Source organism: Ktedonobacter sp. SOSP1-85 (assembly GCF_016587415.1).
In the GTDB taxonomy this organism is placed as follows: domain Bacteria; phylum Chloroflexota; class Ktedonobacteria; order Ktedonobacterales; family Ktedonobacteraceae; genus Ktedonobacter.
In genome coordinates, this window is sequence record NZ_BNJI01000001.1 from 1,364,325 (window position 1) to 1,378,664 (window position 14,340).

General features: G+C 53.3%; 12 protein-coding genes, 1 tRNA gene and 1 pseudogene. 9 read left to right on the forward strand and 5 right to left on the reverse strand.

All coding sequences use genetic code 11. The annotated features are described in order from the left end of the window. The first annotated feature begins 18 nt into the window (after positions 1–18). The 6 genes from KTE_RS05945 (at position 19) to KTE_RS05970 (ending at position 6,584) form a co-directional block, all read left to right on the forward strand. Positions 19–801: a hypothetical protein gene (locus KTE_RS05945; protein ID WP_201379513.1), complete on the forward strand. Its 783-nt coding sequence runs from the start codon at positions 19–21 to the stop codon at positions 799–801. A gap of 26 nt (positions 802–827) precedes the next feature. Further along, positions 828–2,699 carry an AAA family ATPase gene (locus KTE_RS05950; RefSeq protein ID WP_201379515.1) on the forward strand — a complete coding sequence of 624 codons (1,872 nt, stop codon included), beginning with the start codon at positions 828–830 and terminating at the stop codon, positions 2,697–2,699. 373 nt (positions 2,700–3,072) lie between these two features. Further along, complete coding sequence (locus tag KTE_RS05955; protein ID WP_201379517.1) at positions 3,073–3,447, forward strand: hypothetical protein; 375 nt, start codon at positions 3,073–3,075, stop codon at positions 3,445–3,447. Positions 3,448–3,477: 30 nt separating this feature from the next. After that, positions 3,478–4,995, forward strand: coding sequence for a histidine kinase dimerization/phospho-acceptor domain-containing protein (locus KTE_RS05960; protein ID WP_201379519.1), 1,518 nt, complete (start codon positions 3,478–3,480; stop codon positions 4,993–4,995). Beyond that, positions 4,992–5,246 (forward strand): ATP-binding protein, encoded by a 255-nt coding sequence (locus KTE_RS05965; protein ID WP_236600296.1) that lies wholly within the window; start codon positions 4,992–4,994, stop codon positions 5,244–5,246. Before KTE_RS05960 ends, KTE_RS05965 begins: the two co-directional genes overlap by 4 nt. A 189-nt stretch (positions 5,247–5,435) precedes the next feature. Further along, complete coding sequence (locus KTE_RS05970) at positions 5,436–6,584, forward strand: RNA-guided endonuclease TnpB family protein (RefSeq protein ID WP_201379521.1); 1,149 nt, start codon at positions 5,436–5,438, stop codon at positions 6,582–6,584. 40 nt (positions 6,585–6,624) lie between these two features. Here the strand turns inward: KTE_RS05970 and KTE_RS05975 are convergent, their stop codons facing one another. Further along, complete coding sequence (locus KTE_RS05975; RefSeq protein WP_201379523.1) at positions 6,625–7,161, reverse strand: hypothetical protein; 537 nt, start codon at positions 7,159–7,161, stop codon at positions 6,625–6,627. A 262-nt stretch (positions 7,162–7,423) separates the two neighbouring features. Beyond that, positions 7,424–7,495, reverse strand: a tRNA-Val gene (locus KTE_RS05980). Positions 7,496–7,758: 263 nt separating this feature from the next. Here KTE_RS05980 and KTE_RS05985 point away from each other — a divergent pair. After that, complete coding sequence (locus KTE_RS05985) at positions 7,759–8,898, forward strand: RNA-guided endonuclease TnpB family protein (RefSeq protein WP_201379525.1); 1,140 nt, start codon at positions 7,759–7,761, stop codon at positions 8,896–8,898. Between the two features lie 374 nt (positions 8,899–9,272). After that, positions 9,273–9,665 carry a hypothetical protein gene (locus KTE_RS05990; RefSeq protein WP_201379527.1) on the forward strand — a complete coding sequence of 131 codons (393 nt, stop codon included), beginning with the start codon at positions 9,273–9,275 and terminating at the stop codon, positions 9,663–9,665. A gap of 178 nt (positions 9,666–9,843) precedes the next feature. Here KTE_RS05990 and KTE_RS05995 read toward each other — a convergent pair whose 3' ends face one another. The 3 genes from KTE_RS05995 to KTE_RS06005 form a co-directional block, all read right to left on the reverse strand. Continuing rightward, the gene (locus KTE_RS05995) at positions 9,844–11,025 is read right to left on the reverse strand and encodes an acyl-CoA dehydrogenase family protein (RefSeq protein ID WP_201379529.1); all 1,182 of its coding nucleotides are present in this window, start codon (positions 11,023–11,025) and stop codon (positions 9,844–9,846) included. A gap of 6 nt (positions 11,026–11,031) precedes the next feature. Further along, the gene (locus KTE_RS06000) at positions 11,032–12,129 is read right to left on the reverse strand and encodes an acyl-CoA dehydrogenase family protein (protein ID WP_201379531.1); all 1,098 of its coding nucleotides are present in this window, start codon (positions 12,127–12,129) and stop codon (positions 11,032–11,034) included. 281 nt (positions 12,130–12,410) lie between these two features. Continuing rightward, positions 12,411–12,926, reverse strand: a complete 516-nt coding sequence (locus tag KTE_RS06005) for a CHAP domain-containing protein (RefSeq protein WP_201379533.1) — start codon at positions 12,924–12,926, stop codon at positions 12,411–12,413. Positions 12,927–13,604: 678 nt separating this feature from the next. Between KTE_RS06005 and KTE_RS47365 the strand changes: the two are divergent. Next, a pseudogene (locus KTE_RS47365) lies at positions 13,605–14,244 on the forward strand (GDP-mannose 4,6-dehydratase); the annotation flags it as partial. Positions 14,245–14,340 lie beyond the last annotated feature (96 nt).

A 14,340-nucleotide genomic window follows, 5' to 3' on the forward strand; every position in this document is an offset into this window, starting at 1 on the left:
GAAAGGGCTTTATATTCTATGGCGGAGTCACAGGACACTGGCAGCACTGAGCAGAATCGTGCTCCCCAAACCACTACAACAACCAAGCTTCCAAAAGAACAAGAACATACAACCGCACAGGCAACCACTACTCGCGGGACAACGCGGCCCCTTGATGCGCAAGAGGTCACTGAAGCGAGCAGTGATGCGCTCCAGCTCACAGTGATTGAGGGTCTCCAGGTCGGGCGAGGTGTCGCCCGCATCGATCCATCGCAAATTGCGCGCTTGGGCTGTAAACCCGGCGATATCGTGATGATTACCGGGTCACGCACGACCGCGGCCAAGGTCGTCCCCAGCGCGCTCACTGATCGCGGCCAGCCCACCATCCAGATGGATAGCCAGGTACGACAGAATAGCGCCTCTGGCCTGGGCGAGCGCGTGACGGTCCGCAAGGCAAAAGTACGCGATGCGGAGAAGATCACGCTCCTCCCACTAAGCGCGGGAACGCCAATCCAGGAGAGCGACCTGCAATACATCGCCCGCTACCTGGTCGGACTCCCTGTTACTATCGGCGATCTGCTGCGCATCGGCATGCCGGGAACCTCGCCACGCGAGTTCCTGATTATCAACACCTCGCCAGCCACACCCGCCTATGCGCTGCGCAAACGCGCCACCAGCGAGTTGCCCCGATTGATCCACCTCAGCCAACAGCTGATGTTGAAGCCGTTCTGGTCCAACCTGGGACACTGGTACGAGCACAGTCACGAGGCGCAACCAATCATGGTCCAGGGATTATCAGTTACGAGGATATTGGCGGCTTAGGCAAAGAGCTCCAGCGCATTCGCGAGATGATTGAGCTGCCCCTCAAGTATCCCGCCGTTTTTGATCGCCTTGGTGTCGAGCCTCCCAAGGGTGTCTTGCTCTATGGCCCTCCCGGAACCGGCAAAACCTTGATCGCGCGTGTCGTCGCAGCCGAGACCAATGCCGCCTTCTTCGTCATTAATGGGCCTGAAATTATCAATAAGTTCTATGGAGAGAGCGAATCGCGCCTGCGTTCAGTCTTCCAGGAGGCCCAGCGCCAGGCTCCCAGCATTATCTTCATCGATGAACTTGATGCCCTGGCACCTAAACGTGCCGAGAGCGGCGGCGAGGTCGAACGGCGCATCGTGGGGCAGTTGTTGGCCCTGATGGATGGTCTAGCCTCTCGCGGCCAGATCGTGCTTATTGGCGCGACCAACCAGCCCAATGCCCTGGATCCCGCCATCCGCCGCCCTGGTCGTTTTGACCGCGAGATCGCCCTGCGCGTTCCCGACGTACGCGGGCGCACAGAGATCCTGAGCATCCACAGCCGGGATGCCGCCATGGCCAACGACATCGACTTTGCGCGCCTGGCACAACTGACGCCGGGCTTTGTAGGTGCCGACCTGGAGGCGCTCTGCCGCGAGGCCGCCATGATTGCCTTGCGACGTGTGCTCCCACATATCGATTACCAGCGAGGCTATATTCCCTATGAGACCCTGATCAACATGAGTATTACCATGGCTGACTTCCAGGCCGCGCTCCGCGAGATCGAACCCTCGACCACGCGCGAGGTTTATGTCGAGGTCAGCGAAACATCATGGGACGATATCGGTGGCCTGGAGGATATTAAACAGAACCTGACCGAGGGGGTCGAGTGGCCCCTGCGCTATCCCGACATCTATGCCAATGCTAAGGTCGAGCCACCACGCGGCGTCTTGCTCGCAGGCCCTCCTGGATCGGGTAAAACCTTGATCGCCCGGGCACTTGCCAATCAGTGTGAGGCCAGTTTTATCTCCATCAAGGGGCCAGAACTGCTCTCGAAGTGGGTTGGTGAATCGGAGAAAGGCGTACGCGAGGTCTTCAGGCGCGCGAAACAGGCCGCGCCCTGCCTGGTCTTCTTCGACGAGATCGATGCCCTCGCACCCCGCCGTGGCAGCGGCATGGATGGCAATGTCGGCGACCGCCTGATCGCCCAGCTACTCACCGAAATGGATGGTATTGAGGGACGCGAAGGCGTCATCGTCCTGGCAGCAACCAACCGCCCGGAACTCATCGATCCCGCGATCCTGCGCCCGGGACGCTTTGACCTGGTCGTTGAACTGCGCTATCCCAACGAAGACGAGCGCCGCATGATCTTTGATGTGCATCTGCGTGGTCGACCCATTGCCTCTGAAGTAACCAGCGAAGAGCTGGCGCGTCTCACCGATGGACGTAGTGGCGCGGATATCGAGGCCATCTGTCGGCGCGCAGCCCTCCTCGCCCTGCGCGAATGGATCACGCCCCAACTCAATACGCTGCAACCAGCAGCTGTTCCAGCTCAAGCAACGGCGACGGCCGATGTCACAAATGCGCTACACGCAACCTCTGCCAGCTCTACTAGCGTGGCCCTGCTTCCCACCCAGGACACTACCCAGTTCCAGATTCGCGCCGAGCACTTTGCCCGCGCGATTGATGAACAGCGGGATCGCTATGATGTTCAGGAAGAGGCCGAGGAGAAACACACCAAGCTTGAGAAGGGACGCGAACGCCTTCTTGAGATGGCCGCAGGCCAGGACCAGCTCTCAAACCTGCCAGCCCTATCAGGCGCAGGCACATCCCTACTAGCCCTGCGAAACCCCATCTTCTGGGTGCTCTCCCTTCTGCTCATCCTGGTCATCGTCGCCGTCGTACTCCTACTACACGTCTCCGGACTCTTCTAGCGAGGCTTCCAGAAGCATGTAGCAGAACAACTTTCGCCCAGGTTAAAGAATGGAACGCGGGATGGCAGCCCGGGCTGCCATCCCGCGTTCCATTCTTTAACCTGGGCGAGGGCCGCAGGCGCGAGAAGCCATGTACGCCAATTGCATTAACATTACATTAAAACAGTAGGATTTATAGTCTCAACATTTTTCATTGTGCATCTATCAATGTTTCTATAGCATAATTTGAAAAAAGCCAGAAGAGACTAAAAGGCTGTGTATAAACCAGAAAGCGGCTCAAGCATTGTAAGTACCATACACTTACAATATATAGGCAACTATGCTATAATAAAAAAGGAGAGCGTTTTTTTTCAACAGGTGAAGGGAGCGAACAGTGTCATACTTACCTGACAACTCCTCTTCCATCTCTCGTGAGCAAATTACTGAGGCATTCCTGAAGGCCATCAGCCTGATTGACAAGCGGGTCTATCCCTATCTGGGGAGAGCGACCACGCGCGTGCTGGTTCAGGGAGCTGCCAAAAGAGTTATGGATAAACATCCCTTCCTTGGGTGCCTTATTAAACGGCCTTATACCGATATTCATCCATCTGCCATCCAGGAAGAACTCTCAGGCGTCACTCCAACCGAGTTCGTTAACGGTCTCAATGACCTTCTTGACGAATGCTTCGCTGGCTTACGAGAATTGACAGGAGACCTTATTGTGCCACACCTGCACGAGGAAGTAACCCAGCAACTACGGCAACTCTAGTAGCAGCAAGGAAAGAGCATGGAGAGCAGCGTGCAATCGGAAATGCAATCCCAGGCAGGCGCGATTCGCTCTTCCACTGGACAGAACGCGGATCGCCTGGTTCATATCCGTGAAGAGATAGTATATCTCAATACTATCGGAAAGCGCTTCGTTGCGGCGTTTGATCGCTTTCAAGTCCACCGTGCCCTGCTTGCGGCGCTACAAGAGATCTATAGTTTCACTGCCTGCTGTATCTTGCTCAAAGGTCCTCCCAACCAGCTCTTCATTATCCCATCCTATCCCCTGAGCACACCCTTGCTCGAAGCCATGATTCACCGGATTACCAGCGCGGCTCATGTCATGGATTTTCCCCACATCGATGAGAAACAGCTCGCGGCAACCGCCTACCTGGATGCCCCCGATGAACTGGCGCAACCTCGTGCGCGAAAAGGCGACTCAGGAGAGACCGTCGGCTCTTGCCTCAACATCCCTTTAACGGTCGAAAGCCACATCATCGGACTACTTAGCCTCTTTGATGAACAGCCCGGCGCCTTCGACACCAACCTGCTCCAACTTACCGCAATGATCGCCGATTATGCCGCTATCGCACTGGAGAATGTGCGTCTACGCGAACGGGAGAATGCACTCTGGCGGCAAGCAGAGCTTGAGCGCCAGCGCCTGGAGTTGGTAATTCGTAGTATGGCTGAAGGCCTGCTGATCACCGATGCGGAAGGGGCGGTTACCTCCCTCAATCAGTCCGCCAGGCATATGCTTGGCCAGGCGAATGTCCATTTTCAACTCAACATCCCCCTGCACGAACTGGCTAAAGAAAACGCCGTTCCCTGGCTCGAACGCCTGGCAGATACCGCTCAAGAAGCCCTGCAAGGGAAAACGGTGACGAATCAAGAACTCTTTATTGGCGAAGGTGACGAAACCGTACCATTGACGCTCCATGTGAGCGCCGCACCACTCTATGCCGCAGATGATGTCACTTCTCCTCCGATAGGGATTGTGGCCGTGCTCAACGATGTGACCTCGATGAAACAGGTTGAACGCCTGAAAGATGAGTTTGTCTCCGTCGTCTCACATGAGCTACGCACCCCGCTGACAGCGATCAAAGGCTATACGCAACACCTGGTACGACGCGTTGAACGACGCCTGCGCAAGCTACGTGGCACGCCCCCACAACTCAATCCTCTGCCCACACCCGAGCCACCTGAGAGCTATGACTTGCGCAGCCTGAACATCATTCAGAGCCAGACAGAGCACCTGGAACGCCTGGTCAATGATCTGCTGGATCTCTCACAACTTCAATGGGGCCAGCTACAACTACAATACGAAGAGTTTTACCTGACCGACCTGCTCAATGAATATGTCCGTACCATCCAGGATAGCGCCGAGCAACATACCCTCTACCTGGACATTCAGACACGCGATACACGTATCATTGCTGACCGCAAGCGGATTGGACAGGTCATTGGCAATATTCTGGATAACGCGATCAAGTACTCCCCAATGGAGGAAAGGTTACTGTACGCCTGCAAAGACAGCAAGGGGAGTTCCTGGTGAGTATCATTGATGAAGGCATTGGGGTTAGTCTCGAGCACTACGACCACATCTTCGAACGCTTCTACCGCGTCCACAACACCTCAACCCAACAATATTCGGGCATCGGGCTGGGTCTCTTTGTGACCAGAGAAATTATTACGCGGCATGGGGGGCGTATCTGGTTTACGAATAATCAACACATTGGCACAACCTTCTACTTTACCCTGCCACCAACCGCACGCACGGCTTCACACGAACTGCGCAACCACTAGAGAGTGTAGGGTCCATGCTGGTATGGACTTGAGGTCCACGCTTCTCGTTGGCGTGCTCGCAGACCAATAAACCACTACCCCCACCAAAATTGCGGCAAGGGTGCCATCGGCTTGAGCCGTAGGGAGGAATTGCCGCAAATGCCACACATATAATTGGATATTACTCCAGTTTAGTGGTAAAATGGGCGTATGCAGATACAACGAACCGTTCCCATTGTCATAGAGCCTGACAGCGACCTTGAGCACACTATTGATGTGTTTCGGGAGGTGCAACATGCCCTCTCTGAACCGTGTTTCAATGGTGGCAAACCTCTTGGTGCTCTCGCGTTGCAACGGGCCTGTTACCATCAGGTGAAAGGTTCGCTCTCGGCACAAATGACGATCTCTGCTATTCGTCTTGTCTCCGCCGCCTATGCCAGCGCCAAATCCAACAAGAAACCTGCACAACGCCCCTTTCTCTTCAAGAAGGCTCGTGCGTTGTTCCTGGTCGGAAAGCGTGGGCGTGACGCTGACTTTCGCAAAGATGGCACCCTCTCTCTCTGGACGGTAGCAGGACGGAAACACCTCACGTATACGCTCCCTCAAGACTATGAGACGACCTTTATGAAAGCCATTGAGATTGATAGCCTTACGGTTATCAAGCGCCGTGGCAAGCTCATTGGGCGTGTGACGCTTACCCTTGACGCCCCAGAGCCTCAAGGCATTCTCCCCGTAGGCATTGACCTTAATGAAACCAATGCCCTTGTCGCCGTTGACCCCGATGGGCGCACCCTCTTTGTGAGTGGGAGAGACGTCAAAGTCAAGAATCGACGTACAGCCAAGACTCGCGCTCGCCTCCAGCGCAGACATGCGACCCGTAAGGCAGAGAAGAAGGATACACGCAGTATTCGGCGTCTTCTCAAACGGTTAGGTCGCACACAACGCAATCGTACCCGCACCTTTGCCCAACAAACAGCCAAGCAACTGATCACCTTTGCCCCCCAGAATGCCGTGCTCGTCTTTGAGGACTTGCAGATACCCAAACCAGAGAAGGGCAAGCTCAAAGGCAAGGCACTTCGACGTCGAATGTCGCTGTGGCAACGGCACCTCATTCGTACCTGTGTGGAGAATAAAGCCCAGGAATGTGGGCTGACCGTCACACAGGTGAACCCTGCCTACACGAGTATGAATTGTGCACGCTGTGGCTTGCGTGGGGTGCGCAAACGTCATGCCTTCTCCTGTCCTCACTGTAGCCACACGGATCATGCTGACGTCAATGCGGCGGTAAACATTCGCAACCGCTATACTGCCTTTCGGGGTAGTGGGCTGCTGTCAATCAGCCCTGAAGCCCAGTCCTAGGATGTGGGCAAGCCCTTGCATTCATGCATGGGGTTATTGACTAAAAAGCTTTCAATAAATCAGCGGGAGACGAGCCAAAGTGATCATTGACATACGAGTGACCATAGGGCGTGAAATGGATGCTGGCCCAGGTAGACCGTAAGATCTGGATATTGCGCAGAATACGTGCCTCGCCCCAAAGTGGATAGAGCAAATCACGCAAGGCAAGCACAACATCGCTCGTGCTACTAACAAGAACGCCGCAACAGACCACCAGTCCGATAAACAGAGGATGGTGAGGTACAATAAACGGACTGAGAGGGGTAAAGAAGCCAATGTAGAGCACACTTCCAGAGACCAGCGCCGGGACAAGCGCGTTTAACCAGGTGAAGAACACGGAAGGCTTGTGCAAGACCATAAAGGAGACGCCAAGGGGACCAATTGCCCACCCGATCACAGGCTCCCGCCGGAGTAAAAGCACCAGGAGATGTGCTAAGCGGAAAGAGATTATCCAGAAGACGGCAAGCAGGACGGCTCCCAGCGGATATACCACCTGGAAGTGCAGGACATTCATAAGCGTAACTGCTAATGCTGGCATAGCATACCCTCGCCCAAAACACGGTCAGAAAGTCCTCGCATGAAGACAAGAACCCGCCGAAACCAGTAGTGTGTATCTATTATTATAAGCTATAAATTTGAGGGAAGCAATTGCAACAGCCCAAAAAGGATAGGAAAACAAGAATATAGCTCACAAAAAGAGGTAAGGACATTGTTAGGAAAAATGTGGGAGAGCGTAACCACGCAAAGAAGAACAAGCTAGAGAAGAAGAGGTAAAATAGTTGTAGAAGGGAATTTAAAAATGGGCGCTACTGGGATCGAACCAGTGGCCTCTTCGGTGTGAACGAAGCGCTCTCCCGCTGAGCTAAGCGCCCTAACTGCTGACGTCGTCATAGTAACATCTATGCAGCTATTTGTCAAGCAATTTTTGTCTTCAATTTACCACCCTCACGCTCCCCAATTGCCTCAGCTTGTGGAGGCACCTATGCTTAAAAGAGAAATCAACAGTTCATCAAAAGAGAGGAGAATGGAGTCAAAAAACAGCACATGGCACACATTCCTTTCTCATTGACATCGGGGAAGAAATGTTCTAAAATAATTATGTAAAAGGAGCTCATGGTGTAAAAATGACTTTCAAGTGATTTGTGCGCACAAAATTCGCCTCCATCCTACCAAGGAGCAAACGCTCTATTTTGCGAAAGCAGCTGGAATTGCACGGTTTACATGGAACTGGGCGTTGGCTGAGTGGAATCAGCAATATGAGGTGGGCGAGAAACCGACCGTATTGAAACTGAAAAAACAGTTCAACGAGATCCGGCGGGAGCGTTTTCCTTGGACGTGGGAGGTCACCAAGAATGCGTCGGACCAGCCCTTTTTGGATTTGGGCAAAGCCTGGACCGCCTTCTTCGAGGGTCGGGCGCACCGTCCTCGTTTCAAGAGCAAAAAGCGCAGTAAGCCGAGCTTTTATCTCGCCAATGATCAGATGGAACTCGGTGACCACCGCGTTTGGATCCCCAAACTTGGATGGGTGAATATATCGGAAAATCTCAGATGGAAAGGGAAAGTGACCGGAGCGCGAATAACGCGCACGGCGGATTGGTGGTTTATCTCGATCACGGTAGACGTCCCCAATGATCAACCAATCACGCGCCCCGCTGCCATTGGAATAGATGTCGGCTTGAACCGGCTGGCAACCTTGAGTACTGGTGAGGGATTTGAGAACCAAAAATGCCTCAGCACCGCACTCAAAAAGCTGCGTCAGGCCAATAAACGTCTCCATCGGCGCAAGCCAGACTCCAAAAACCGGGAGAAAGCGCGTCGTCAAGTGGCTCGCCTCCACTATCGCATTACCTGCCTACGCGATGATGTGCTCCACAAGCCCACAACGAGGCTCGCCAATAGCTATGGGATCATTGGGGTGGAGGATCTCAACCTCAAGGGGTTGCTCAAAAATCGCAAACTGGCTCGCTCGTTCTCTGATGCCTCCCTTGGCAAACTTTTGAACCTGCTCACCAGCAAAGTTGAACAACGCGGCGGGCAGGTGGTAAAGGTGGGGCGCTTCTTCCCATCAAGCAAAACCTGCCATGCTTGTGGCTGGAAGTGGGAAGAGATGCAACTTTCTGATCGGGCGTTCCACTGCCAGAATCCCCAGTGCGCCTACTCTCAGTTTGAGCAGGATAGAGACTCGAATGCGAGCCTCAATATTCTCTTTGAAGCCCTCCGCTTGATCGGGCTCATTGATCAGGCCGCTCTCGATACTGGCTCGGGCGGAGCGTAAAAGTCGCCTGTGGACTTGGGGTAAGACCAAAGGGCTTCAGCTTGGAGGCACCTGGGAGGGAAGCAGGAACAACGAAAGATGCGGTAGAGCTATGCATGCATACGTTTTACTACATTAATTGGAGCAGAGAGCTAATCTTATGACCACATAAGCAGAGGGGGCCGTTTATGTCACGCATGTCCGCCGGGCGAGGAGTTAGCAAATGGCTGATCAGTACAGTGCTCGTTCCTGCATTGATCCTTGTTGTTCGTCGCCAGCTCGAACGTTTCGTCCAACGACATATCTAATCCATACGCCACGGTGGCTGAGCCTGGCGCTTTTGTATGATATACTGAGGGGCAGAAGTAATTTCTTGTTCTTTGGAGATAGTATCTATGGAAGAAAAGACCTCAACCACAAATGAAGTGGCAATGGAGCCAGCTAAAGAGCAACAAAAGGTTTCATCGACGCCAGAAATCGCTGGGAATGAGCCTCGCAAGGCCTATGGAACCGCCAAGACCGAGAATTTGCAGGATTCGGGACTCTGGCGCATCCTCTTGCCGGGCTTTGTCGCCGCGTGCTGCATACTCTTGTTCTTTATCCCGCTCGGCATTCTCTCCCCGCTCGTCCTGCAAGCCATCGATCCATCCTCGCCAACGGGGCCCCATGGGCTCAATCTCATCTGGCTCTGGATTGGCATGGCTGTGATTGAATTGACGATTGCAATTGTCATTTTCCTTGGCTTCCGCAAAATATTTTTTACGCAAGCGGGCAATTATAGTCGTTAAGCCATTCCTCTTTCCTTCATCTCAGTTCGCAAGCTCGCCTTAAGAAGAAGATAGAAGAGTGGGGTCTGGGCCACGGCCCAGACCCCACTCTTCTATCTTCTATCTACAAGTGCCGCAGGCACAAACTATCAAATCTGAAGAAAACCATGTGAGTAGCTCAACTCGAATGAGGGGCCCATCAAGGGATGCTGACCTTGGGGAACATGCGCCGCGCAATCACCAGGCGCTGAATTTGCGCGGTTCCCTCAAAAATGTCAAATACTTTGGCGTCGCGGAACCACTTATGGATAAACTGCTTTGTCTCGGTCATCTCTCCCGGCGCAGTAATGCGTACCGCCTCCGCGGTCACCTTCATGACCAGTTGCCCCGCGTAGGCCTTACACATCGATGCCTCTTTTGAATTGGGGATACGCTGGTCAGCCATCCAGGCTGCACGCCACACAAGCAAACGCGCCATCTGGATCTCCTGGCGCAACTCCTCCAACTTCTCAGCGATCTCGCGTCGCTGATACGGAGCATACCCCGCTGGTAACTCTTGCTCGTACCAGGCTTGCGCACCCTCGTACGCGGCCCGGCAAATACCAACCGCGAGTGCTCCGACCATGGGACGCGTAGCGTCCAGAGTCCCCATAGCGGCCTTAAAGCCACCCTTCGCGCCCGCCTCGCGTCCGGCGAGCAGGTGATCTTTAGGAATACGGCAGTTCTCAAAGATTAACTCGGTTGTCTGCGAGGCTCGCAACCCCATCTTCTCTTCAATACGACCAATAACCAGTCCCGGCGTTCCTTTGGGGACGACAAAGGGACGAATACCTGCGCGCCCCATACTTTTATCTATGGTCGCAAAGGTAATGATGAGGTCAGCTCTGGCTCCATTGGTGATATAGTGCTTGTGCCCATCAATGACCCACTCTTCACCCTCTAACCTGGCGGTCGTCGCCATCCCGGCAACGTCTGAACCAATTCCAGGCTCCGTCAGCGCCAGGGCACCCCAGTGTAGCTGGTCATCTCTGTAGATACGTAAAAATTTCTCTTGCTGCTCTGGTGAACCCTGGGCAAGGATAGGGGGGGCGGCCAGGCCCGGTCCAGGCATAGCGGTGGCAAGGGCGGCATCACCCCAGGCCATCTCCTCGTGCGCGAGCATCGCCAGGATTGCCTCCTGGCGCTCTCCCGGCTGGCGGAACTGTCGCGCCTGCCCCTCAACGCCACCGCGGAAACGCTTCTGCATCTGCCAGAAAAACGACTCGGGAATCTGCTCGGTGCGATCACACTCCAATGAGATCGGGCGCATCTCTTCTAGCGCGATCTGATGTGCGAACTCGCGATATTCCTGCTGCTTTGCGCTTAAGCGAAAATCTAGCATAAGCTTCTACTCCATCGATGCGGCGTTGCGCATCCACATCTCAACGGGGTGATCCTGTAGAAAGCCAGCGCCACCCATAACCTGTACCGCGTCAATCGTCGCTGATTGTGCCAGCTTGATAGCCTGCTTCTGTACGGCCTCGATATCACGAACAATCGCGGCTATATCCTGCCCCTGATCCCACTGCGTCGCCGCCTGCCAGAGAAAGAGCCGTACCGCGTCCAGCTTCATTGCCATCTCGGCCAGCATAAAGGCAATTCCCTGGTATGAGACAATGGGGCGCCCAAAGGCGATCCGCTCCTCAGCATAGCGACTGGCATACTCAAGCGCCGCGCGTGTCATCCCACATGCCACGCCAGCCCGCAGGAGCAAATACAGCGAGGCCGCACGCAATATAGCAGGCGAACCTGGCTCTCCAAGCAAGGCCCCCTCCGGTAGAACCACGTTCTCCAGGCGAAAAGTGGCACTGGGAGCAGCCTGCAATCCTAGCTTCTGCTTCTCTGAGCGCACTTCCAAGCCCGCCGCCTGCTCTGGCAGAAGTACAGCACACAGACCATCATAGGTCTGTGTACCCTCTACCCGCGCTAGCACGACACGTAGTCGTGCCTGCTCTCCATGAAGGACGTCGCGTTTCATGCCAGAGAGAAGATAGTGATTGCCCTGACGCTTGAGTATCGTCTGCACATTGCGAAGCTCATAGCCCCCTGTAGGCTCGGCGACACCCAGACAACCACGCTCCAGATATCCGCGCTGGGCATCACCAAAATCTGGAAGATAGGCTTCTTTCTGTGACACATTCCCCGCCAATTCAACACAGAGTGGCCCCATCAGCGAGCCGAGGATAGATAAGGCCTGGCCACCATCCCCATATCCCAATTCCTCAGCCACCAGGGCATAGGTAGCGGCCTCGATGGGGCCAGCACCTCCATATTCTTCAGCAAAGGGGAGCGTAAGCCCGGTTTGCGCGAACGTACGCATGACGTCTTGAGAAATATCGCCCTGTTTTTCCGCGGCTCTAGCCTGGGGACGCAATAGATCAATGGCCAGGCTTGAGGCCAGGCGGCGTACCTCTTCCTGCTCTTCAGAGGGAGAAAAATTGAGCATCAACGACATCCTTTCGCCATTTGACACTGAATGTATTCTCTGACCCCCACCAGGGGATTGGACAGCCTACTTAAGAATACATGCCGTTTCATCTCTTCTCATTTTATGCGATATTTTCTCCTGAATGCAACCGAAATACGCATAAAAAAGGCTTGAAAGCACCAACTGATACTTTCAAGCCTTGCGCCGGGCCAATTATTTTACAATCAGGTACAATCAGGAGCCAATCGTGGCAACAGCTCAGCAAAAACTGGGCATCATCTGCATAACAGGACAGGACACTACCCCCAGATAAACGAGACTCCTGGACCTGGATAATACTCATTATGCGTCACTTCACCAGGCCCGCCACCCGCGTTCATGGCGCTCATGACCACGGCTCCATCACTCTCTATTGCCTCGACCACACCTACATGTCCATAGCCAGTAGCGCCCTGGACGCCGACTTGCAATACCATAATCGAGTGGAGTACTGGCTGGCTCGATACAATCCAGCCATAATCGGCAGCACGATCAACCCACTCACTGGCATTCCCATACGTCCAGGGCACATAGTAGCCATGCAAATCATGATACCGCTCATTCGCGTACCAGGTGCATTCCCCGAAGGGATAGACATTCTCATACACAGCGTCTTCAGCATGCGCCACCCTGGGGGCTTGAAATCCATGAATGCTCACGCTCAATGCTGCAACGATAGTGAACATTACCAACGCTACCGCCGCACATCTCCACACCACACTCTTTGCCCCGTTGCTTCCCCGGAATATATTCCAGATCTTTTGACGCGTTCGCATTGTTTCCTCTTCTAATATTTCAAATAGTAGGATCTCTTTTTGACGTGCATTCCTCGACTGAATGAACGGGTTTTAGCATCTTTAGCAACTACATGAGGAAAAGCAGCGTCTAAATATACTATACAAAAGTACACAATAACATGTATTCCAATTTGCAGTGCAGGAGCGTTTTGCGCTCCCGCTTGTAGTCCTTCAAGGTTGCTCGTTCCTACGAGTAGGACATGATAACCAAAGTCACGACAGCCTGGAAACACGCGCCCGGCTGACCGAGCACCTATGCTTCCAGCAGATGTACATTCCCAAAAGGAGCCCGCTGGCTCACCCTCCAACCCACGACAGCATCTGTATCGTCTCTTTTGTTCTCTCCTTTGAGGAATAGTGCGGTAAACAAGGATAGTTGCCTATATTCAACTTAGCAATTTGCAAAATCTTACATCCAGCATATAATGGACTATAGCGTTATATACGGAGAACTAGCAAATAACGTGATCATTGCCGTGTTCTGTATAAATCTGCAGTCACAAACACGATGTTAGTTCTTGAGTCATATAAGCTCAATTACAAGGATCACGAGTGCCTATCGTGAAAGATATGGCTCAACCAGAGTAAATAAAGTATCACCTTATTTTCACTCCAAACGAGGAACAGGATGACAGAATGTAAGGAGTTACTGCTCAGATCACACTGATTGAAGCTGATTTGCTCGACCAGTTATCGCTGATTCAAGCGCTTCGCATCTCGCAGGCAGACGAGGTTTACAATCTTGCAGCTATGTCGTTTGTGAGTACCTCGTTTCAACAATCTTATGCAACGGGGAAATATACGGGACTCAGTGTCACACGTATGCTCAAGGCTGTACGACTAGCAGATTGGCCCATTCGTTTTTACCAGGCCTCCAGCAGTGAGATGTTCGGGAAAGTACGTGCTATTCCACAAAATGAGGATACACCTTTTCATCCGCGTAGCCCCTATGGTGTTGCTAAACTGTACGGCCACTGGATCACGGTCAACTTCCGTGAGAGCTATGATCTATTTGCCTGCTCAGGAATCTTATTTAATCATGAATCTCCCCGTAGAGGGATGGAATTTGTGACACGGAAGATCTCACATGCTGTGGCAAGCATCTGCCCGGGTTTACAGGATAAGTTAATCCTTGGTAATGCGAGATTGGGGCTTTGCTGGTGACTACGTTCAAGCAATGTGGCAAATGCTCCAGCAAGATACATCTGATGACTATGTTGTTGCGACTGGTGTTGCTCATAGCGTTCGTGATTTTGTAATTGTTGCTTTTGCTAGTGTGGATATCGACAACTGGCAACTTCAGACGAGAAGTGTAGCCTTCAAACTCTTATCAGGAGTCCGAACACGCCCCCCAGATTTTGATCAAGAGTCAAGCTCCAAGTGCGTTAGAGGG